This is a genomic window from Bradyrhizobium sp. F1.13.3 (assembly GCF_040548265.1).
In the GTDB taxonomy this organism is placed as follows: Bacteria; Pseudomonadota; Alphaproteobacteria; order Rhizobiales; family Xanthobacteraceae; genus Bradyrhizobium.
Window position 1 is genome coordinate 301,107 of the sequence record NZ_JBEPRI010000010.1, and the last position, 19,789, is coordinate 320,895.

The 19,789-nt window shown below is 63.5% G+C and carries 19 protein-coding genes; 14 read left to right on the plus strand and 5 right to left on the minus strand.

All coding sequences use genetic code 11. The features are described 5' to 3' along the window. Window positions 1-63: 63 nt before the first annotated feature. The 7 genes from ABIB66_RS26530 (at window position 64) to ABIB66_RS26560 (ending at window position 8,122) form a co-directional block, all read left to right on the plus strand. Complete coding sequence (locus tag ABIB66_RS26530) at window positions 64-912, plus strand: DUF2147 domain-containing protein (protein WP_354205256.1); 849 nt, start codon at window positions 64-66, stop codon at window positions 910-912. Window positions 913-1,218: 306 nt separating this feature from the next. Further along, window positions 1,219-2,409, plus strand: a complete 1,191-nt coding sequence (locus ABIB66_RS26535) for an extensin-like domain-containing protein (RefSeq protein WP_354060461.1) — start codon at window positions 1,219-1,221, stop codon at window positions 2,407-2,409. 320 nt (window positions 2,410-2,729) lie between these two features. After that, on the plus strand, window positions 2,730-4,028 hold the full coding sequence (locus ABIB66_RS26540; RefSeq protein WP_275173922.1) for a M20 family metallopeptidase: 1,299 nt from the start codon (window positions 2,730-2,732) through the stop codon (window positions 4,026-4,028). Next, entirely contained in the window at window positions 4,025-4,864 is an 840-nt protein-coding gene (locus tag ABIB66_RS26545; protein ID WP_007613602.1) for an ABC transporter permease, read from the plus strand. The genes ABIB66_RS26540 and ABIB66_RS26545 overlap by 4 nt, the downstream gene beginning before the upstream one ends. 29 nt (window positions 4,865-4,893) lie before the next feature. Then, window positions 4,894-5,904, plus strand: a complete 1,011-nt coding sequence (locus tag ABIB66_RS26550; protein WP_354256124.1) for a taurine ABC transporter substrate-binding protein — start codon at window positions 4,894-4,896, stop codon at window positions 5,902-5,904. Between the two features lie 62 nt (window positions 5,905-5,966). Next, window positions 5,967-7,361: an amidase family protein gene (locus ABIB66_RS26555; RefSeq protein WP_354256127.1), complete on the plus strand. Its 1,395-nt coding sequence runs from the start codon at window positions 5,967-5,969 to the stop codon at window positions 7,359-7,361. Window positions 7,362-7,393: 32 nt separating this feature from the next. Then, window positions 7,394-8,122, plus strand: a complete 729-nt coding sequence (locus ABIB66_RS26560; RefSeq protein ID WP_354205263.1) for a Crp/Fnr family transcriptional regulator — start codon at window positions 7,394-7,396, stop codon at window positions 8,120-8,122. A 117-nt stretch (window positions 8,123-8,239) separates the two neighbouring features. Here ABIB66_RS26560 and ABIB66_RS26565 read toward each other — a convergent pair whose 3' ends face one another. Together ABIB66_RS26565 and panE are read right to left on the minus strand one after the other, a co-directional pair. Continuing rightward, window positions 8,240-9,520: an MFS transporter gene (locus tag ABIB66_RS26565; protein WP_354205265.1), complete on the minus strand. Its 1,281-nt coding sequence runs from the start codon at window positions 9,518-9,520 to the stop codon at window positions 8,240-8,242. Between the two features lie 19 nt (window positions 9,521-9,539). Continuing rightward, window positions 9,540-10,460 (minus strand): 2-dehydropantoate 2-reductase, encoded by a 921-nt coding sequence (gene panE, locus ABIB66_RS26570; protein ID WP_354205267.1) that lies wholly within the window; start codon window positions 10,458-10,460, stop codon window positions 9,540-9,542. A gap of 149 nt (window positions 10,461-10,609) precedes the next feature. On the opposite strand from panE, the gene ABIB66_RS26575 reads away from it, so the two are divergent. Further along, window positions 10,610-11,182, plus strand: coding sequence for a bifunctional transcriptional activator/DNA repair enzyme AdaA (locus tag ABIB66_RS26575; RefSeq protein WP_354205269.1), 573 nt, complete (start codon window positions 10,610-10,612; stop codon window positions 11,180-11,182). Window positions 11,183-11,353: 171 nt separating this feature from the next. Here the strand turns inward: ABIB66_RS26575 and ABIB66_RS26580 are convergent, their stop codons facing one another. Beyond that, window positions 11,354-11,617 (minus strand): DUF6665 family protein, encoded by a 264-nt coding sequence (locus tag ABIB66_RS26580; RefSeq protein ID WP_502917383.1) that lies wholly within the window; start codon window positions 11,615-11,617, stop codon window positions 11,354-11,356. On the opposite strand from ABIB66_RS26580, the gene ABIB66_RS26585 reads away from it, so the two are divergent. The 3 genes from ABIB66_RS26585 (at window position 11,561) to ABIB66_RS26595 (ending at window position 13,108) form a co-directional block, all read left to right on the plus strand. Next, window positions 11,561-11,692, plus strand: a complete 132-nt coding sequence (locus tag ABIB66_RS26585; RefSeq protein WP_354205271.1) for a helix-turn-helix domain-containing protein — start codon at window positions 11,561-11,563, stop codon at window positions 11,690-11,692. The two genes, ABIB66_RS26580 and ABIB66_RS26585, sit on opposite strands and share 57 nt — an antisense overlap. 210 nt (window positions 11,693-11,902) lie before the next feature. Then, window positions 11,903-12,091: a hypothetical protein gene (locus ABIB66_RS26590; RefSeq protein WP_275173914.1), complete on the plus strand. Its 189-nt coding sequence runs from the start codon at window positions 11,903-11,905 to the stop codon at window positions 12,089-12,091. 231 nt (window positions 12,092-12,322) lie between these two features. Continuing rightward, complete coding sequence (locus ABIB66_RS26595; protein WP_354205274.1) at window positions 12,323-13,108, plus strand: potassium channel family protein; 786 nt, start codon at window positions 12,323-12,325, stop codon at window positions 13,106-13,108. Window positions 13,109-13,242: 134 nt separating this feature from the next. Here ABIB66_RS26595 and ABIB66_RS26600 read toward each other — a convergent pair whose 3' ends face one another. Together ABIB66_RS26600 and ABIB66_RS26605 are read right to left on the minus strand one after the other, a co-directional pair. Next, a complete protein-coding gene (locus ABIB66_RS26600) occupies window positions 13,243-13,584 on the minus strand; it encodes a DUF6665 family protein (protein ID WP_354205276.1) in 342 nt (113 codons plus the stop codon). A 44-nt stretch (window positions 13,585-13,628) separates the two neighbouring features. Then, the gene (locus ABIB66_RS26605) at window positions 13,629-14,264 is read right to left on the minus strand and encodes a TetR/AcrR family transcriptional regulator (protein WP_354205278.1); all 636 of its coding nucleotides are present in this window, start codon (window positions 14,262-14,264) and stop codon (window positions 13,629-13,631) included. 195 nt (window positions 14,265-14,459) lie between these two features. Between ABIB66_RS26605 and ABIB66_RS26610 the strand changes: the two genes are divergently transcribed. The 3 genes from ABIB66_RS26610 to ABIB66_RS26620 all read left to right on the plus strand — a co-directional run bounded on the left by ABIB66_RS26610 (window position 14,460) and on the right by ABIB66_RS26620 (window position 19,676). Further along, window positions 14,460-15,779, plus strand: a complete 1,320-nt coding sequence (locus tag ABIB66_RS26610; RefSeq protein WP_354205280.1) for an HlyD family secretion protein — start codon at window positions 14,460-14,462, stop codon at window positions 15,777-15,779. Between the two features lie 26 nt (window positions 15,780-15,805). Then, window positions 15,806-17,392 carry a DHA2 family efflux MFS transporter permease subunit gene (locus ABIB66_RS26615; protein WP_275173904.1) on the plus strand — a complete coding sequence of 529 codons (1,587 nt, stop codon included), beginning with the start codon at window positions 15,806-15,808 and terminating at the stop codon, window positions 17,390-17,392. 484 nt (window positions 17,393-17,876) lie between these two features. Further along, complete coding sequence (locus tag ABIB66_RS26620; RefSeq protein ID WP_354256130.1) at window positions 17,877-19,676, plus strand: ABC transporter ATP-binding protein; 1,800 nt, start codon at window positions 17,877-17,879, stop codon at window positions 19,674-19,676. Window positions 19,677-19,789: the final 113 nt, after the last annotated feature.

The following is a 19,789-nucleotide window of genomic DNA, read 5'->3' on the forward strand; positions in this document are numbered from 1 at the left end:
GCAGCGCACATTCATCTGCGATTCCATCTGCGTAACCTCGTCGCGACACAGAGGGAGGCGCCGATGACGCGGCTTGTGACTTCGCTTGGCACATTGATCGCGCTGATGGCGATTGCGCCCGCAGCCGAGGCTGGGTCCTACGCGTTCTCGATCGGCGTTCATCGATTCCAGGTCGAGTCGTCCAGTCGTTGCCGATCGGCTTCCTGTGTTTCGGTTTCCTCCCATCGCAGCTTTCGGCCGGACGTCGATACGACACCGGCGCCGACGCCGGTGCTTCCGCCGCCGCAGCCGCTCTATCCCGTGGCTCCGGTCAGGCCGCCGCAAGCCATCGTGGTCGCGCCCGCGCCAGCGCCGGGGGCTCCTGTCCTTGCCTCAACGACGTCGCAGCCAATTGTTCTGCCGCCGGCGCCAAGCGCCAATTCGCCACGGGTCGAGCTACCGCGGACGGAACCGCCGAAGACCGTCGCGCTCGATCCGCCGCGCATGGAGGCACCTGTCGTGGCGCCAAGGCCGGAGCTCAAGCAGGCCGTGACCAGCCCTGAGCGCGGCGACGACGAACTCGCCTATTTGCCGCTCGGCGAATGGGAGAGCGCAGGCGCCAAGGGCACGGTCCGCATCGAACGCTGCGGTCCTGCACTGTGCGGCTTCGCGCTGACTGAAGCGTCGACCAGGGGCGAGAGCGTGCTCGTCAACATGAAGCCGAAAACCCACGACGTCTGGACCGGCAATATCTACAGTCGCTCCAGCGGCAGCACCTATTATGCGACGATGACGCTGAAGAGCTCCGGCGAGCTTCACGTCGAAGCCTGCGCACTGGGCCATTTCTGGTGTTCCGGAAACGACTGGACGCGAGCCGAAGAGCGGCCGGAGAAGCTGATCACGACATCGCGGCAGTGGAGCGCGCGGTCGTAAGGGATGCGTTCGATAGCTTCGACTGAAGCCGCTAGACCATGCCGAGCACGATGGCGCCGACAAAGGCCATGGCGAGGTACGCGGTGATAACGCTCAGTTTCCCGGCGAACGTCATGAGGTCGCTCCCGCTGTCGCGCCGCCTTGCGCAAGAGCGTCATGGTTAACAGAAAGTCTCTTTTGGAAAAAGTCAGCCTTGCTGTCGCTCGCCCCCGGCAGGGCATTAGGCGCGCGCGGGCTGACATGGTTAAAGAACACTGAAATCAACACGTTGAAGAGTCTTTAAGTAAATTCACCGAACGTGCGTGCATGACGCGCGGAGTTCGTTTGTATCTCGTCGGCTCCATCGTCCTTGTTTCGTTAGCGGGTTGCGGACGCGGCTTCTTCCAGGCCGAACGTGAACCGTGGCGGGCCGAGGCCGAAGCCGCATGCCTGAAATCAGGCGCGGTGAAAGAGGGGCCGGATCTCGTTCGCATCGACCCGATCTCCGGGCCGGGCATGTGCGGCGCCGAGTTTCCGCTCAAGGTCGCCGCCCTCGGCGAAGGCTCGAGCAGTTACGGCTTTGCCGATGAGGAATTGCGTCCGCCCGGGAGCGTGGGCAGCCAGCCGCGCTGGCCGGTGACGCAGCCGCGATCGAATTACCCGCAAAGCCAGAACTATCCGCAACGCTCAAACTATCCCGAGAGCGCGGTGCGCCAGCCGTCCGGCTATGGCGCGCCGTCCGGCCCGGTGTCGTTGAACGCACCCGGCGTGGCGCAGCAGGAAGACGAGATCGATCTGCCGCCCGAGGGCACCGATGCCGCGGGCGCGTCGCGCTACATGAATGCGCCGAGCTATCCGGCGCGGCCGGCGCCGTACTCGCAGGCGCCCGCCCAGCAACCGCCGCCGCGTCTTGGTCCGGCACAGGGCAATCCCGTCACTGCCGTCGGCCCTGTTGCGATCAAGCCGGTTGCGACGCTGGCCTGTCCCATCGTGTCCGAGCTCGACCGTTGGCTCGCCGACACCGTGCAGCCATCGGCCATGCGCTGGTTCGGCACCCGCGTCGCGGAGATCAAGCAGATCTCCGCCTATTCCTGCCGCGGCATGAATGGCAATTCGCACGCCCATATTTCTGAGCACGCCTTCGGTAACGCGCTCGACATCGCCGCCTTCGTGCTCGCCGACGGCCGCCGCGTCACCGTGAAGGATGGCTGGCGCGGCATGCCGGAGGAGCAGGGATTCTTGCGCGACGTGCAGTCGGGCGCGTGCGTGCATTTCACCACGGTGCTGGCGCCGGGCTCGAACGTCTACCACAACGATCACATCCACGTCGATCTGATGCGCCGCGCCAGCCGCCGCCTGATCTGCCAGCCCGCCGCCGTCTCCGGCGAAGAGGTCGCCGGGCGGGCGCAATCGCGCAGCCCTTACGCCAGCCGGCGCGATCCCACCATCACCGGCTCGCTGGGTACGCGCAAGAGCACGCTTCGCAAGCACGAAGAGGACGAGTACGCCGACGATTGAGGCTTGCGCGTGACCCGTAGCCTGGATGGAGCGAAGCGCAATCCGGGGACGGCGTTCCCGCACTCCGCTTCGCTCCATGCGGGCTACGACCCCACGCCGGGCGGCCTCGCGCTGAGCCTTGCCTGTTCAGCCGACGTCGCGTCTTCGGCAGAGCGCATCTCGAGCGCAAAAATTTGCGCGCGCGCAAATCCCGCCTAAGCCATTGAAGTCAGAAAGACAATTGTGCCGCGGCGGGCCTTTTCGGCGGTTGGCACGGTCGCTGCAATGAGGAGGCTGCCACGAAGCGGCGCTGCCGGCGCCGTGAGCCAGCGGATCCCGTCATGCAGATGCCTGTCACCCCTCCTTATTCGGATCTCGAACAGCGCGTGCTGTCGCGCATCACGGAGGAGCGCTGGCTTGAACTCGCGTCCGAGCTGATCCGCACCGGGCAGCCGCGTTCCGGCAATCCGCTGGATCCCGACTTGCCGCCTGCCGAGGAAGAGGCGATCTCGATGCTGGTCGCGGGCAAGCTCGAAGCGCTGGGCATGGAGGTCACCAAGCACAGCGCGCAACCGCACCGGCCGAACGTGCTCGGCGTGCTCAGGGGACGGGACGGCGCCCCCTCGCTCATTCTCAACGATCACCTCGACACTTATCCGGCCGTCGAGCCCGAGAAATGGCACATGACGGATTTCGATCCGTTCAATGCGACGCGCCACGGCGATCTGCTTTATGCGCGCGGCACGTCCGACACGCGCGGCAACCTCGCTGCATCGTTGCTCGCAGTGCAGGCCCTGACCGAGGCGGGTGTGAAGTTCGATGGCACCTTGATGTGCTGCTACACCGTCGATGAGGAGCGGAACGGCACCGAAGGCTCCATCTACATGCTGAACAAGGTCGGCCTGACCGCCGACTACGAGATCACCGCCGAGCCGACCGCCTGGGGTGACGTCAACAAGGACTGGGGCATGAACCTGTCGGTGGCCAATTCCGGCCACTGCCTGATCGAGCTCACCGTTCACGGGATCAAGTCGCACATCTGGCGGCCGGACATCAGCGTCAACGCCATCATGGAAGCGGCAAAGCTGTTGCCGAAACTGAAGGACATGGCGTTCACGCATGTCCCCAGCAAGTTCATGGGACATACGCCGCCCTGCTGCGCCGTGGTGCGCATTCGGTCCGGCCTGCCTGGCGAGATGCAGTTCTCGCCGGATGCCTGCACCATCACGCTCGCCGTGGTCGGCATCGTGCCCGGCATGACGCTGTCGAGCGTGATTGCGGACATCGAACGTCTCGGACGGGACACTTTTGCCGGCGTGAACGACGTCAAGGTGGAGGTGCGCCAGGTGCCGGGCTCGCTGTTCGTCAACGCGACCGAACCGGTGCCGGTGGAGGAGGAGCCCTGCCGCTCCTTGCGCGCGGTCTACCGGCGTCTGATGGGCCGCGAGCCCGGGGTCAACCGCAAGAATGCCTTCAACGACACGATCCGCTTCCGCGAAGCCGGAATCAATGCGGTGACGTTCGGTCCCGGAGAAGACGGCTGGGCCGTCGACAACGAGAACATCTCGATCACCAAGTCGGTGATGGCGACGCGGATCTACGCGCTGACCATCATGCAGATCCTGGGAGTGCGGACATGAGCGTCGAGGCGACCCACATGACGATTCCAATCTCGCCGGATCGCACCCGACGCGGCAGCTTGCGGCTGCGGCTTCCGAAGGTCTCGCGATCAGTGCTGCTCTCGACGTTGACCGTCGCCGTGCTGCTGGCCGGCTGGGCCATCGTCACGGAGATGGGCTGGGCCAACGAGCTGTTCCTGCCGAAGCCGCAGGCGGTCTGGGCTGCGTTCGTCAAGACGATGACGAAGGGATATCAGGGCGCGACCCTGCTTCAGCATCTCGGCGCAAGTCTCTATCGTATTCTCACGGCCTTCACGCTGGCCTGCCTGATCGGCATCCCGCTCGGAGTCCTCATGGGCGTGTCGCGGAATGCCCGCGCGCTGCTCAATCCGCTGATCGAATTCTACCGGCCATTGCCGCCGCTCGGCCTTTATACGCTGCTGGTGATGTGGCTCGGCATCGGTGAGAGCTCGAAGCTGTCGCTGCTGTTTCTTGCCGGTTTGCCGGGCATCGTCATCTCGACGATCCAGGCCGTCACCAGCGTGGATCCCGTTTACGTGCGCGCCGCACAGTCGCTCGGCGCGACCCGGCGCCATCTGCTCTTTCACGTCTACCTGCCGGCGGCGGGACCGCTGATTCTCGCTGGCATGCGCATCTCGCTCGGATTCACCTACACCGTTCTCGTCGCCGCCGAAATCGTCGCGGCATCCGCCGGCATCGGCTGGATGATCTGGGACGCCGCAAAATTCCTGCTCTCCGACGTCGTGATCATGGGGCTGATCGTGCTCGGTCTCACCGGCGTCGTGCTCGACCTCATGATGCGTGGAATCGCGAAACTGTTGATGCCGTGGGCCTGAATCCAATCCTGATCGTAGGGGAGACCTCCATGATGAAGAGACTGATTGCGACGCTCGCAGTTGCCACGTTGGCGCTCACGGGCGCAGGACGCGCCGAGGACAAGCCGGCGAAGGTGACCGTCGGCTATCTGAACCTCGTGAATGCGCAGCTGGTCACCAAGCATCTTGGCCTGCTCGCCAAGGAGATGCCCGGCGTCGACATCAAATACGTCAAGATCGGCGGGGGCGGCGACATGCTGCGCGCGATCGCCGGCAACGACGTCGACTTTGGCGGCCTCGGCAATCCGCCGACCGCGATCGGCGCGACGCGCGCCCTGCCGATCAAGGGCATCCTGGTGATCAACATGCTCGACTACGTCGAGTCGATGGTGGTTCGCACCGACAAGAACATCACCTCGCTCAAGGACCTCAAGGGCAAGACGGTGGCCGCGCCGTTCGGCTCCACGACACACTACCTCCTGCTCCAGGCGCTTAAGGACGAGGGTGTCGATCCCGCCTCGATGAAGATTCTGGACCTCGCGCCGTCGGACATCGCGGCGGCCTGGCTTCGCGGCGACATCGACGCGGCCTGGTTCTGGGAGCCGAATCTCGGCAAGACCGTCAAGAACGGCGGCAGGATTCTCGTCACCTCGGGCGAGATGGCCAAGCGCGGGTACCCGACCTGGGACATCGGCGTCGTCATGAACGCGTTCGCGGAGAAGTATCCGTCCTATGTCGACAAGTTCATCAAGGCCGAATGCGAAGGCATCGATTTCTGGCTGAAGAACCCGGAGAAGACCGCGGAGATCATCGCGGAAGAGCTTTCGCTGCCCATCGAGGACGCGCAGCGAATGATGAAGGGCACCGGGATGGTCCCCTGCAACAAGCAGCTCACGGAGGAGTATCTCGGCACGTCCGCGAAGAAGGGCAAGTTCGTCGACACGCTGATCTCGACCGCCGATTTCCTGGTGAAGCAGGAGCGCCTGCCGAAGTTGCTGCCGCGCGCCGATTTCGAAGCCTTCATCCAGCCCGCCTATCTGGAGAAGGTGATCGGCCGCTAGGGTCGGTGCCGGCGGGCTTGCCTCGCCGGTACATTGCCAATTCCTGCAAGCACGTGACCGACATGAATCTCGCACCTCGCCACCTCCGCGCCGCCTATCGCAGCGGTGAGCTCAAGCCGTCCGATGTCGCCGCGCATGTGTTGTCGCGCCTTGACGACGCCGACCAGAGCGGCGTCTGGATCTCGACGGCAAATCCCGAAGGCGTCATGGCAAGGGCCCGTGCGCTCGATGCCCGCATTGGCGAGATCGGCAAGCTGCCGCTCTACGGCCTCGTGTTCTCGGTCAAGGATTGCATCGATGTGGCCGGCGAGCAGACCACCTCGGCCTGCCCGGAATTCGCCTACACCGCCAAGGACACTAGCCCGGTTGTCGCCGACGCCATTGCTGCGGGGGCGATCTATCTCGGCAAGACCAATATGGATCAGTTCGCGACCGGCCTCGTCGGCGTGCGCTCGCCCTATGGCATCGCCCGCAACCCGCACAATCCCGACTACATTCCCGGCGGCTCCAGCTCCGGCGCCGCGGTATCGGTCGCGACAGGCACCTCGTCCTTTGCTTTTGGCACCGATACCGGCGGATCGGGCAGGGTGCCGGCGTCCTATTGTGGCGTGACCGGCTTCAAGCCGGCGCCCGGCGCCTTCAGTCAGCGTGGCATGGTCTACGCCTGCCGAAGTTTTGATACCATCTCGCTCTACACGCGCGATCCCCGCGACGGCCACGAGGTCTATCGCGTGTTGGCGCGGCGCGATGCCGAGGACTGTTTTTCGCCGGAAGCTTTCGCCGGATGGACGGAGCAGGCATCTCCAGCGCGGCCGCTCAACATCGCAACGCCGCGTTCGGATCAGCTCAGGTTCTTCGGCAATTCGGAGACGGAGGCGCTGTTCGGCGACGGGCTTCGCAAGCTGCGGCGGCTCGATCTGTCGGTGGCATCGGTCGATTTCGCGCCCTTCATTTCGGTCAACGATTTGATGTTTTTCGGACCTTTCCTCGCCGAGCGGGACGTCTCGGTCGGCGCGTTCCTCGACGCCAATCCGGACGCGGGCGTGAAGATCGTGCGCGACCTCGTCGTCGGCAGCCGGAAGTTCACCGCGGCCGACGCCTATCGTGCGCTCTACAAGGTCAAGGAGGTCCAGCGATCGCTGCGCGACTTCTGGCAAGTTCACGATGCGCTGGTCGTGCCGACGGTCGGCACCGTGCTGAGCATCGACGACGTCGCGCGCGATCCGCTGACGGCCAACTTCAACAACGGCTATTACACCAATTATGCCAACCCGCTGGGCCTGGCCGCCATTGCCGTTCCGAACGCAATCACCGCGGCGGGCGTGCCCTATGGCGTCACGTTCCTGGCGCCGGCCGGCCGGGAGCGCCTGCTCACTGATCTGGCTTGCGCTTTCATGGAGGCTTCGGCCGAGCCCGAACATCTGCGCCGCGTTGCAATCCGAGCGGAGACCTCCTAGCCTTCGAGCCGTTACTCGAAGGGAGACCGATCGTGGGGCGCAGCGATGCGCATGAGGTGGCCGATCCAGCTGAGCCGCGCGCCGAACTGCCACGGCCCGGGACCGGACGTTATGTGCTGAAGGCGTTGGACAAGCCCGATCTGGATCTGGTGATGCGAACCGGCAGGCTCGCGACCTACCAGAATCGCGAATATCTGCTGCGGGAGGGCGAGCCCGCAAACGGCGTCCACATCATCCTGAATGGGATCGTCGAAAGCACCCATGCCGGCACGCAAGGGCGCGAACTGATGCTGTCGACCTGGGAGGCCGGTGACTTCGTCGGCGCGCCCTATATCCTCGGCGATCACCGCCACAGCTGGTCGGCCCGCGCGCTCGGGCGGGTCGAAGCACTGCATCTCGACCAGGATGCGGTCCGCCGGTTGATCGCGCAGTCGCCGTCGTTCGCAGTCGCGCTGATCGAGTGTCTCGGCTTCAAGGGCGAGACCTATTCGATGCTGGCGCAAACGCTGGCGGGACAGAAGGCGGCGGAACGGCTGGTGCTGCTGCTGGTCAAGCTGTGCGAGAACGCGGCCCAGGACGAGAGCGGCCCGATCTCGCTCGGCCGCATTACGCAGGCCAATCTCGCGCGCATGATCGGCGCGACGCGCCAGTCGATCAGCCTGATCCTCAGCCGCCTCCAGGACGACGGCATCATCTGGACCGGCCCGACCAAGATGGTCGTCAACGATCTCGCTGCGTTACGGAAGCAGGTGACCGACTAGGTCGTGCACATCAAGGTCAGCTTACCGACGCAAAACCGAAGTCTCCCGCCTTGAGGATGATGGGCGGCTTTTGACCCATTGCAGGCACTGGCTCCACCGCTGGGTTCGTCCGAAGATCTACTCACCAGCCGACCTTCTTGGAGGCCTTATGAGCACAATCAACGCGGCTACGATTTGCATTGCCGCGGCCAAGGCGAACGGCACCACGTAGCTCGTCGAAATGTCCCGAAGCGCGCCGAGGATAGCAGGAGCTAATGCAAAGACAGCTTGATTGAACGCCACCACGAGCGCGACGACCGTACCGACGTCGGCCGCACGAAACTCATGTTGCGCGATAAGCGGAGGAAGGGAAACAACGTTACCGACGCCGAGACCAAACAGCACGCAACCAACCAGTACAACCGCGGGCGCATCTGAGATGATCATCAATGCAACGCCGACGCTTTGGAGGAGAAAGTTCGCGGATGCAGCCAGGCGGCGATCACGGCCTCCGATCGTCCAACCTAGCAGAGTGCGGCCCAAAACAGCAGATGCCGTCACCATACTGACTGCGGCGGCAGCCCCGTTCTCGCCGAGCAATGGGGATATTCGGGTCAGCAAGTGCGTTAGCAGTCCGACTTGAGCGAATAGGGCCAACGCGAAGGCCACTGAAAGTGTCATGAAACCCTTGGTCTTGACGAGGTCTTTGCGAGGACTACGCGTTAACGGGGTAGCGACGTGGGGCTTGCTGTCGATAAGCAGTCCGTCGGGCGCCAGACCGAATCCCTTCGGATCACGGCGCAGGTAAAAAATCGAAAGAGGTATTATGACCAGCGGCATGGCGATACCTACCGCGACCGCCGCCGCCTCAACTCCAATCTTGGCGATCAGCAAAATAAGCAAGGGTGGAAACATGACGCCGCCGATGCTTGCGCCGTTGAATGCCAAGCCGATGGCCTTTGGTCGATCTCGATCGAACCATGGAGCGACCATCGCGTTGATCGCCGCACCGCTCGTCGCTGCCCAACCACTCCCCGAGATTGCTGCCGCCACGAACAATTGCCACGGAGCTGACGCGACTGACCAGGCCACGATCCCTGCGCCTGCGAGAACCGCGCCGATGATCGTTGTCTGCGCCAACCCAAGTGATCTGTGAGCTTCGGGTAAGTACACAATCAGTGCTGCCCCGATCAGGAAGTGCGCAGTGATCGCGCTAGAGATCATTGCGACCGGCCAGCCCTTGGAAGCGTGCAACGTCAGCAAGAGCACTCCCGGACTATAAAATCCGACACCCCATCCGAACAGCGCGATTACAAACGCGACCCAAACGACGGACCAGCCCTGAAATCGCGATTGTCGAAGCTCGGGGATCTGCAGAGTTAGGTGTCCTGATCTGAGGGCAGGGCGACGACTTGCCAAGTACGCACCGTATGCGCGATCAACCGCGCGTTTGCTCGTATGCCTTCAGATGCGTGTAGGTCGTGCGCAGCCGGGGCACCGGAACTTTTGCGGTATCAGCGCGCGCAATCAGGTCGCCAATCACATGATCGGCTTCGATCAGTTGGCCCGCCTTAATGTCGCGGAACATCGATGCGGTGAGCGGTGAGCCTTCCGCGGTCAACATCCCTGTCGCGCGTTCCAGCGCAGGCGCACGGGGCGGATAGCCCTCCACGGTCGCGACCGCCCTGCATTCGTCGAGAATGCCAAGCAGGAAGTCCTTACCGCCGGGCGCCGCCAGAATCATGCCGATTGGGGCGCGCATCACGCTGGTCGAGGCCGCGATCGACGCGAGGAACACCCATTTCTCCCACATGTCTTGCAGGACGGTCTCGCTCGCCGCGCCGTCGAAATTACAGCTTCTGACGATGTCCTCAATGGCGCAAACCCGGTCTGACAGTTTGCCGTCGCGCTCGCCGAAACCAAGCGACTGCACCGGGGCCAGCTGAACTACTTCGCGCTTGTCGTTCAGTGTCACCGCAATCAGGCAGAGCCCGCCCAGCACCTGGCTCGCGCCAATTTTTTCGTCGAGAACGTCCAGATGACGCATACCGTTGAGCAGCGGGATGATCACGGTCCTCTCGCTTACCGCCGGCGCGAACGACTTGATCGCATCGTCGAGGTCGTAGGCCTTGCAACTCAACAGCACGACGTCAAACTTGTCCTTGATGGTGTCAGCCTGGACGACAGGCGGATGCTTCAGCGTTACGTCGCCATTCGGGCTTTTGATCACGAGGCCTGCGGCGGCAAGCTCCGAGGCACGGCGCGGCCGCACCAGAAAGGTGATGTCGCGGCCGGCTTGCAGCATCCTGCCGCCGAAGTATCCGCCAATGGCCCCTGCGCCAACGATGAGAACGCGCATCTCTCAATTCCTCTTGTTGTTGGATACCGGATTGTCCAGAACGTTGCTTATCCGCGGCTCCGCTGTTCCTGGACATCTACATACCAGAAGGGGCACTCTGCCCGCTCGCCGGAATCGGACTCCGTCGCCGGCTATCCTCGAGGAACTCAATGCTCGATATCGAAGAATGCGAACGGGCACGCGTTAGGCGGGATCGTCGCTTCGACGGCCTATTCTTTTCTGGCGTTCGCACGACACGTATCTACTGCCGCCCTGTCTGTCCGGTGCGCCCAGCCAAGGCGGCCAACGTAATGTTCTATCCGTCGGCAGCAGCGGCCGAACTTGCGGGTTTCCGACCGTGTCTGAGGTGCAGGCCCGAGGCTGCTCCTTTCTCGCCTGCATGGAAGGGAACACGCACCACTGTCGAACGTGCGCTCCGGCTCATCGCGGACGGTGCACTTGATGACGGCAGCGTCGAGACTTTGGCCGATCGTCTCGGGATCGGTTCGAGACATTTGTCCCGGCTCTTCCAAAGGCATCTCGGTGCAAGCCCGGTTCAGGTCGCCCAGACGACACGCGTGCAGCGGGCGAAGCGGTTTCTGGACGAGACCGATCTCACGATGTCGGAGATCGCGGTGCGCGCAGGCTTCGGTAGCTTGCGGCGATTCAATACGGTGTTCGTTGAGGTTTATCGGCGACCGCCAACGCAGATCAGGCGTGCCCGCAAACCGAGTGCCACGTAAACGTCGGCTTCCGGTGAAGCGGACAGATCGTCAGCCGAGCGCACACGTCTCTTGTTTGCCCATCTGCGACCTCGGAAGCCATCCGCTCGTCGGCCAGTGTTGGCGTTAAGCCGGACATCAGGCGGCCGGCCGCTCGATGAGTACACGCTCTAGCGCACGGCGCCGTAGAAATCATTCCGAGGCCGACTTCGAGGACGCTGGGACCAGCCCCATGCACAGCTGCACCTCGGCCGGGACATTGTAGGTCCGCATGATGTGGCGGCTGTCGCGCAGGCCGGTCGCCTCACGTTGCGCCACGAACATCCAGAGTGCGTGGCCGGCTTCCATCACCAGCTTTCGCCTGGCCGGCTGCATCGAGGCAGGCACCTCGGGGAGGGCATGATCGGCGCGACGCGCGAGTCGATCAGCCTGATCCTCAGCCGCCTCCAAGAGGATGGCATCATCTGGACCGGCCCGACCAAGATGGTCGTCAACGATCTCGCTGCGTTACGGAAGCAGGTGACCGACTAGGTCGTGCCCATCAAGGTCAGCTTACCGACGCGAAACCGAAGTCTCCCGCCTTGAGCATGATGGGCGGCTTGTGACCGGAGCGCACGTGCTGTTTGTCTGAATCAGCTTCGGGCCAGTAAACGCACTTGCTTCCAGCGAACTGGAACAATCTCCAAGCGATCCGGTTGAATTCCTGGAGAAGCCTGTCGTTTATCAGGGAAGGTGTTTCACATGGATGACGAACGAAAATCATCAAAAGCTGGGGAACGGGCCGCTGAAGGCTTGCGCGAAGCGACTGCTAAGGAAGAAGCGAAAAACGAGAGCAAGACGGGACACGATTTAGCGAAGGGCGCTGATCGCTTCGAAGAACGCTCTAAAAGCTCCGATGGAAGAAGCGCAGAAGAGAAACAAAAAGGGTGAATGTATACGGCAGACCCGGCGCGGCATTTCAGTGGAGGAAAGCAGGCGAGCCGGGACCCGATAGCATCGAGGTTGTGCCGATGACAGTCCGTCCCGGTAACAGCCACCTGACGCTGGTGCTTCGGACTGTCACGGAAGCGTCAACTAGCTCGAACTTGTCGCACTGACTTAGATCTCGTAGCGCGCGCAAGGGGCGTCCCAGCTGCAATCATCTGTGCAAAGTGCGAGCATATGGCAGCTGTGAACCACACCTCCCTGAGAAGCCGCGTCCGTCGCCTCTACGAAGGTACAACGCCTAGCGCCGTTGGTTTCCGCTATGCGTTGCTCGCGTTTGATGTTGTGACCATACTGTTCATCATCGGAACGTCGTTCCTGCACCCCAGTGAGATCATCGAAACGTTCGACCTGCTATTCGGCGCAATGATATTGGCCGATTTTTCAGCACGGCTACTCGCCGACCGGCACCCGCTTCGAAAGTTTGCCCGCCTCTCGACATGGGCTGACATAGTCGCCATCGTTTCATTCCTGGCGCCCCTCGCTGGCGAGGCGGGCGGCTTTCTGCGGATTTTGCGGACGTTGGGACTGCTTCGTGACTACCAGATGCTCGCTAGGTTGCGCATGGATTCGTCATTCTTCCGTCGCAACGAGGAGGTCATCTTTGCCGTCACTAACCTTGCGGTTTTCATATTTGTCATGACGGGGATAGTTTACGAGACTCAGAAGTTTCGCAACGATCAGATTCGGAATTATGCTGACGCGCTGTATTTCACTGTTACCGCGCTGACGACGACCGGCTTTGGCGATATTACCCTGCCAGGCACAATAGGTCGTTTGATAACCGTCGTGATCATGATTTTCGGAGTAACCCTGTTCTTCAATCTTGCGCGCGCATTGTTGAGTCCGAACAAGGTCAGATTTCCTTGCCCAGCTTGCGGACTACAGCGGCATGAGAGCGATGCCGTGCATTGCAAAGCATGCGGCGCTGTTCTCAATATTCCCGATGAAGGTTTGGCGTAGCTGTTTCTACCTCAGCGATCGAGACGTATTGCCGTCATCAGGAGCGGTGCCCAAGCGGTCATTCGGCGTGGATGGCGTTTTTCGGTCGTGGGTGCCCGCTCGCGAGGAGCTCTAGCGCCGGGCGCCGTCGAAAATCATTTTCGGGTCGACTTCGACGGTGCCGGGACCAGCCCCATGCACAGTTGCACCTCGGACGGGACGTTGTAGGTCCGCATGATGTGGCGGCTGTCGCGCAGGCCGGTCGCCTCACGCTGCACCACGAACATCCAGAGCGCGTGGCCGGCTTCCATCACCAGCTTGCGCCTGGCCGGTTGCAGCGAGGCCGGCACCTCGGGGAGGGCATGGGCGGCGTCGAACTCGCGCAAGCGCGCCAGCGCCTGTTCGAGCGTGCGGCCCATCCGTCCGAGCGCGGAGGCCTGTTCCTGGACAATCTCGTAATGGAGGATATCGACGGGCGGGCGGAGATCACGGGACATGAGCCCCAATATAGGACCGACGGAACGGCCTGCAACGCGTGCGGCTACTTCGCCCAGTACGCCGCCAGGAACATCCGCGTCGCGCTGTCGACGACTTCGCTCATGCGTTCTTCCGATGGTGCGGGCGCGGCCTGGAAGACGAAGGGCAGGAACAGCGAGGCCTTGCACAGTTCCATGAACTGCGACGCCGCGAGGTCGCAATCGTCGATCGCGAGATCGCCGGAGGCGACATGGGCTTTGAGATAGTCGGAGAGGCGGTTGATGGTCTTGTCCAGCACCCGCGCATAATAGCGGCGGCCGACGTCGGGCATGCGCTCGGCGATCGCCATCACAGTGCGGATTGCGGACCCGCCGCCGGGCCGGCACAGCAGATGGATGTAAGCCTGGCCGAAATCCTTCAGCGTGGTCTCGGCATCGCGCGCGGGATCGAAATTGAACGCGACCTGCCCGTGCTGGAGCGCCTCCTGCTCGAGGATGGCTTCGAACAGCGCGCATTTGTCGGCGAAGTAGACGTAAAGTGTGCCCTTGGAGACCTGCGCCGCGCGGGCGATCTCGCCCATGCTGGCACCGTCAAACCCGAGATCCATGAACACCTTGCGGGCTCCGTCCAAGATCTGGCGGCGTTTGGAACTGTCCTCCTCCTGGATGACGTGCAGATGTTCGCGAGCGGCTACAACCATTGGTTCAGGGTCTCGGAAAGTTTTTGCATCGGTCCAGGGCCATGAAACCGAAATAAAGGATTCGGGCCAGTAGGCTCTGCCCGGGAATATTATCTATATTGACCGAACGGTTCGGTCAATGATATTTGGGATAGGCGAGAGGGACCCGGCCGCACGGCGAACGTCCCTCATCGCGCTTTTTTTGGGGAGGCCTTCATGGCCGTATTGAGAGACCAGGCTGCGCGGGTCCTTCGCAAGGACGCCGTGGAGACGCCGACGCCCGCGGGTGGTGACGCTGCCACCGAGACGTCTGTAGCTCTCGCCGAGCAGTTGCGCTCTCATGTGGCCGAGGAAGCCAAGCGCCTTCCCAGCGAGGCGCCGGAGAAGCCCGTGACCGACAAGCCGGCCGCAGCCCCAGACGCGCCCGCCGCCGCCGGCGCGCCGAAGTCCGGCAAGCGCAAATTCGTGATGATGGGTATAGGGCTGCTTCTGGCGCTCGCGGCCGCGAGCTATGCCGGCTATTACACGCTGGTCGGCCGCTTCTACGTCGCGACCGACGATGCCTATGTCCGCGCCAACAACACCATGCTGGGCGCGCGCGTTGCCGGCCACGTCTCCTCGATCCTCGCCGGCGACAACACGACGGTGCGCGCCGGCGACATCGTCTTCCGCATCGACGACGGCGACTACAAGATCGCGGTCGACGCCGCCGCGACCAGGATCGCGACCCAGCAGGCTACCATCGATCGCATCGGCCGCCAGGTCGCGGCGCTCGACAGCCAGGTCGCACAGGCCAAGGCGCAGCTCGTCTCCGCCGAAGCCGGCCTCAAGCGCGCCGATCTCGACTATGAGCGCCAGCAAGCGCTGAGCAACAAGGGTTTTGCCTCCCGCGCCACCTTCGAGAGCTCCGAAGCCGGACGCGACCAGGGCGCCGCCGCGGTCAAGGCTGCGCAGGCCGCCTACGATGTCGCGCTCAGCAATGTCGACGTCGCCAAGGCGCAGCAGGCCGAAGCGCAGGCGCAGCTCGCCGAGCTCAAGACCACGCTGGCCAAGGCCGAGCGCGATCTCGCCTTCACCGCGGTGCGCGCGCCGGTCGACGGCACGTTCTCGAACCGCCTTGTCAGTGCCGGCGACTTCGTCGCGGTGGGCCAGCGGCTCGGCAACGTCGTGCCGCTCGACAACGTCTATATCGACGCCAATTTCAAGGAGACCCAGCTCAAGCGCATCCGCCCCGGCCAGCCGGTGACGATCAAGGTCGACGCCTATGGCATGCGCAAATTCTCCGGCGTCGTCGACAGCATCGCGGCGGGCTCGGGCTCGGTATTCACGCTGCTGCCGCCCGACAACGCCACCGGCAACTTCACCAAGATCGTGCAGCGCGTGCCGGTCCGCATCCGCGTGCCGAAGTCGGTCGCGAAGCAAAACCTGCTCCGCGCCGGCATGTCGGTCTACGCGAGCGTCGATACCAACAAGGGCGCGGCCGACGCCGACAGCGAGGTCGATCTCGACGACGCCACCATGATCCATCCGCAGTAGCGCGCCTGCGCCCGCGAGGACAGATCATGGCGAACGCCACGACCGCTTCACCTGCCATGATGGCGGACCCCGCTTCGGAGCGCATCGCGCCGAAGCGGTTGTTCGCTTTCATCATCATGGTGTTCGGGATGTTCATGTCGATCCTGGACATCCAGATCGTCTCGGCGTCCCTGAGTGAAATCCAGGCCGGCCTGTCGGCAAGCTCCAGCGAGGTCTCCTGGGTCCAGACCGCCTATCTGATCGCCGAAGTGATCGCGATTCCGCTCTCGGGATTTCTGTCGCGCGCCTTCGGCACGCGGCTGCTGTTCGCTATCTCCGCGGCCGGCTTTACCGCATCGAGCCTGCTCTGCGGCTTCGCCACCACCATCGAGGAGATGATCCTCTGGCGCGCGCTGCAAGGCTTTCTCGGCGCCGGCATGATCCCGACCGTGTTCGCTTCGGCCTACACTGTTTTCCCACGCACCAAATTCCACATCGTCGGTCCCATCATCGGGCTCGTCGCGACGCTGGCCCCGACCATCGGGCCGACCGTCGGCGGCTACATCACCGACCTGATGTCCTGGAACTGGCTGTTCTTCATCAACATCGTGCCCGGCATCGGTATCACCATCGGCGTGCTGGCGCTGGTCGATTTCGACGAGCCGCATTTCGAATTGCTCGATCGTTTCGACTGGTGGGGACTGCTGTTCATGGCCGGCTTTCTCGGCACGCTGGAATACGTGCTGGAGGAAGGCCCGCAATATGAATGGATGCAGGACCCCTCGGTCGCGATCTGCGCCTGGATCTGCGGCATCTCGGCGATCGCCTTCTTCTGGCGCGTCTTCACCGCGGCCGAGCCGATCGTCAATCTACGCACCTTTTCCAACCGCAATTTCGCGATCGGCTGCGTCCTTCAGTTCTGCATCGGCATCGGCCTCTACGGCCTGACCTACATTTATCCGCGCTATCTCGCCGAAGTGCGCGGCTACAGCGCGCTGATGATCGGCGAGACCATGTTCGTCTCGGGCATCACCATGTTCCTGGTCGCGCCGGTGGTCGGCCGTCTGATGGCCAAGTACGACATGCGCTACATGATCGCGTTCGGGCTTGTCGTGTTCGCGCTAGGCTCCTACCAGATGACCTGGATCACGCGCGACTACGATTTCTACGAGCTGTTGATTCCGCAGATCCTGCGCGGCATCGGCATGATGTTCGCGATGGTGCCGACCAACAACATCGCGCTCGGCACGCTGGCGCCCGACCGGGTGAAGAACGCCTCGGGTCTCTTCAACCTGATGCGCAATCTCGGCGGCGCCGTGGGTCTCGCCGTCATCAACACCGTGCTCAACGACCGCACCGACCTGCACATCACGCGCCTGCAGGAGCGCGTGACCTGGGGCAACGCGACGGCGACCGAAACCCTGACCATGTTCATGCAGAAATTCCAGGGGCTCGGCGATTCCACACTGATGGCGATGAAGCAGCTCTCGCAGCTCGTGCATCGCCAGGCCGTGGTGATGAGCTTCGGCGATGCTTTCTTCATCCTGACGCTGTTCTATCTCGGCCTCACCCTGCTCGTCACACTGTTGAAGAGACCAGCCTCGCCGTTCGGCGCCAGCGGCGACGCGCACTAAGCCAGCCACTCATCCGGTGTCATCGCCCGCGAAGGCGGGCGATCCAGTATTCCAGAGGCCTTGGTTGGAAAGCGCGCTCCTGCCATAGAAGCCGCGGCGTACTGGATGCCCCGGTCAAGCCGGGGCATGACGGAGGAGCGCGCAGCGACGCGCACTAATTTGCAACACTCGTGCGTGATCTCGCGCGAGCCCCGTTGCAAATCACCGATGACACATCTATAAAGCGCACCTCATTCCATCGAACCGGGAGGATTTGCATGATTTCGTCGCATTCGCAGATCGCACGCCCGCGCTCGATGATGCTCTGGCTCGGTATGTGCTCGGCCTCCTAGAGGCATCTTCCGCCAGCTTCGATTGGGCTTTCAGTCCCGATCGCTCCGCTTCCCAAGTCAAAGCCAATTTTAAGTGACGCCGTCTCGGCCCTCGCGGCCGGTCTGTGTCCATCAATGGAGCCGGCCCGCGTCATAAGCGGCCGGATGATGCCATGACCGCTCTGTCAAAACGGCCCGCGGCGATACGCGTGGTGCTGCCCTTCGTGTTCCGGCACTGGCTGAAGCAGCCGGGGCGTAGCCTCGTCGTGGCCGGCGGCTTGTTGGGTGCGACCATCGCCGACCTGTTCATGCCGGTATTCTCCGGACATCTGGTCGACGCCCTGACGCGCGGCCCTTCCGATCCCGCCGCGCGCCACGAGGCGCTGATGGCATTGGCCGGTATCGTGGCGCTGGGCGCGGCGTCCATGGTGCTGCGGCTGACCGGCCTCCAGGCCATCGTGCCGTTCTCGCTGAAGATCATGTCCGAGGTCGCGCAGGAAGCCTTCATGCGCGTGCAACGCTTCTCGACCGACTGGCACGCCAACTCCTTCGCGGGATCCACGGTGCGCAAGGTCACCCGCGGCATGTGGGCGCTCGACCTGTTGAACGACACCATCTTGATGGCGGTGGCGCCGTCGCTGCTGGTGCTGATCGGGTCGATGATCCTGCTCGGCGTGCACTGGGCCTCGCTCGGCGCGGTGATCGCGCTTGGCGCGCTGGTCTATGTCACGATGACGGTGCTGTTCTCGACGCGCTACATCGCGCCGGCCGCGCGCGTCTCCAATGCCTGGGACACCAAGGTCGGCGGCACGCTGGCAGACGCGCTGACCTGCAACGCGGTAGTGAAATCCTTCGGCGCGGAAGTGCGCGAAGACGCGCGGCTTGCCCGTGTCGTCAACCGCTGGCGCGTGCGCGTGCGGCGGACCTGGCTCCGCTACAACTACACCAATCTGGCGCAGCTCTCGGTGCTACTGGCCCTGCGCGCCTCCGTGATCGGCGGTGCCGTGCTGCTGTGGGTGTCGGGGCGGGCCTCGCCCGGCGACGTCACCTATGTGCTGACGAGCTATTACGTCATCCATGCCTATTTGCGCGACGTCGGAATGCACATCAACAACCTGCAGCGTTCGGTCAACGACATGGAGGAACTGGTGGCGATTCATGACGAGCCGATCGGGATTGCGGATGCGACGAACGCGCGGCCGATCGCGATCGAGCGTGGCGAGCTCGTGTTCGATGATGTCACGTTCCTTTACGGCGGCCATCACGCGCCGCTCTATGACGGACTCTCAGTCACGATCCGCGCCGGCGAACGCGTCGGTCTCGTCGGCCGCTCCGGCTCCGGCAAGACCACTTTCGTCAAGCTGGTGCAGCGGCTCTACGACGTCACCGGCGGCCGCGTTCTGATCGATGGGCAGGACATTGCCAAGGCCACGCAGCATTCGCTGCGCAGCCAGATCGCGATCGTGCAGCAGGATCCGATCCTGTTCCACCGCTCGCTCGCCGAGAACATCGCCTATGGCCGGCCCGGCGCCAGCCTGGAGGCGATCGAGCAGGCGGCACGGCTGGCCAACGCGCACGACTTCATCGTGCGCCTGCCTAAGGGCTACGGCACGCTGGTCGGCGAGCGTGGCGTCAAGCTCTCCGGCGGCGAGCGGCAGCGCGTGGCGCTGGCGCGCGCCTTCCTGGCCGATGCGCCGGTGCTGATCCTGGACGAAGCGACCTCGAGCCTCGATTCGGAATCCGAGGCGCTGATCCAGCAGGCGATGGAGCGGCTGATGAGAGGCCGCACCTCGATCGTGATCGCGCACCGGCTGTCGACGGTACGGAGCCTCGATCGCATCCTGGTGTTCGACCACGGCGAGATCGTCGAGCAAGGCACACATGCCAAGCTCGCGGCCAAGCCCGGCGGCATCTATCGCGGCCTGTTCGAGCGCCAGGTGGTGGAGCTCGGACAGATCGCAGCAGCGGAATGAGTGGCGCGGGGGGGGGGGGGGGGCGCCCCCCCCCCCCCCCCCCCCCCCCCCCCCCCCCCACAAAAAGCACCAACCCCCGGACCCAACCAGCCACAACAACAGACAAAGCCCCC

Bases quoted from the DNA above. Each gene is read 5' to 3' on its own strand.
- ABIB66_RS26620 (WP_354256130.1), top strand. From the start codon at position 17,877: ATGACCGCTCTGTCAAAACGGCCCGCGGCGATACGCGTGGTGCTGCCC.
- ABIB66_RS26590 (WP_275173914.1), top strand. From the start codon at position 11,903: ATGGATGACGAACGAAAATCATCAAAAGCTGGGGAACGGGCCGCTGAA.
- ABIB66_RS26585 (WP_354205271.1), top strand. From the start codon at position 11,561: ATGATCGGCGCGACGCGCGAGTCGATCAGCCTGATCCTCAGCCGCCTC.
- ABIB66_RS26595 (WP_354205274.1), top strand. From the start codon at position 12,323: ATGGCAGCTGTGAACCACACCTCCCTGAGAAGCCGCGTCCGTCGCCTC.
- ABIB66_RS26545 (WP_007613602.1), top strand. From the start codon at position 4,025: ATGAGCGTCGAGGCGACCCACATGACGATTCCAATCTCGCCGGATCGC.
- ABIB66_RS26530 (WP_354205256.1), top strand. From the start codon at position 64: ATGACGCGGCTTGTGACTTCGCTTGGCACATTGATCGCGCTGATGGCG.
- ABIB66_RS26550 (WP_354256124.1), top strand. From the start codon at position 4,894: ATGATGAAGAGACTGATTGCGACGCTCGCAGTTGCCACGTTGGCGCTC.
- ABIB66_RS26605 (WP_354205278.1), bottom strand. From the start codon at position 14,264: ATGGTTGTAGCCGCTCGCGAACATCTGCACGTCATCCAGGAGGAGGAC.
- panE (WP_354205267.1), bottom strand. From the start codon at position 10,460: ATGCGCGTTCTCATCGTTGGCGCAGGGGCCATTGGCGGATACTTCGGC.
- ABIB66_RS26600 (WP_354205276.1), bottom strand. From the start codon at position 13,584: ATGTCCCGTGATCTCCGCCCGCCCGTCGATATCCTCCATTACGAGATT.
- ABIB66_RS26615 (WP_275173904.1), top strand. From the start codon at position 15,806: ATGGCGAACGCCACGACCGCTTCACCTGCCATGATGGCGGACCCCGCT.
- ABIB66_RS26610 (WP_354205280.1), top strand. From the start codon at position 14,460: ATGGCCGTATTGAGAGACCAGGCTGCGCGGGTCCTTCGCAAGGACGCC.
- ABIB66_RS26535 (WP_354060461.1), top strand. From the start codon at position 1,219: ATGACGCGCGGAGTTCGTTTGTATCTCGTCGGCTCCATCGTCCTTGTT.
- ABIB66_RS26555 (WP_354256127.1), top strand. From the start codon at position 5,967: ATGAATCTCGCACCTCGCCACCTCCGCGCCGCCTATCGCAGCGGTGAG.
- ABIB66_RS26540 (WP_275173922.1), top strand. From the start codon at position 2,730: ATGCAGATGCCTGTCACCCCTCCTTATTCGGATCTCGAACAGCGCGTG.
- ABIB66_RS26575 (WP_354205269.1), top strand. From the start codon at position 10,610: ATGCTCGATATCGAAGAATGCGAACGGGCACGCGTTAGGCGGGATCGT.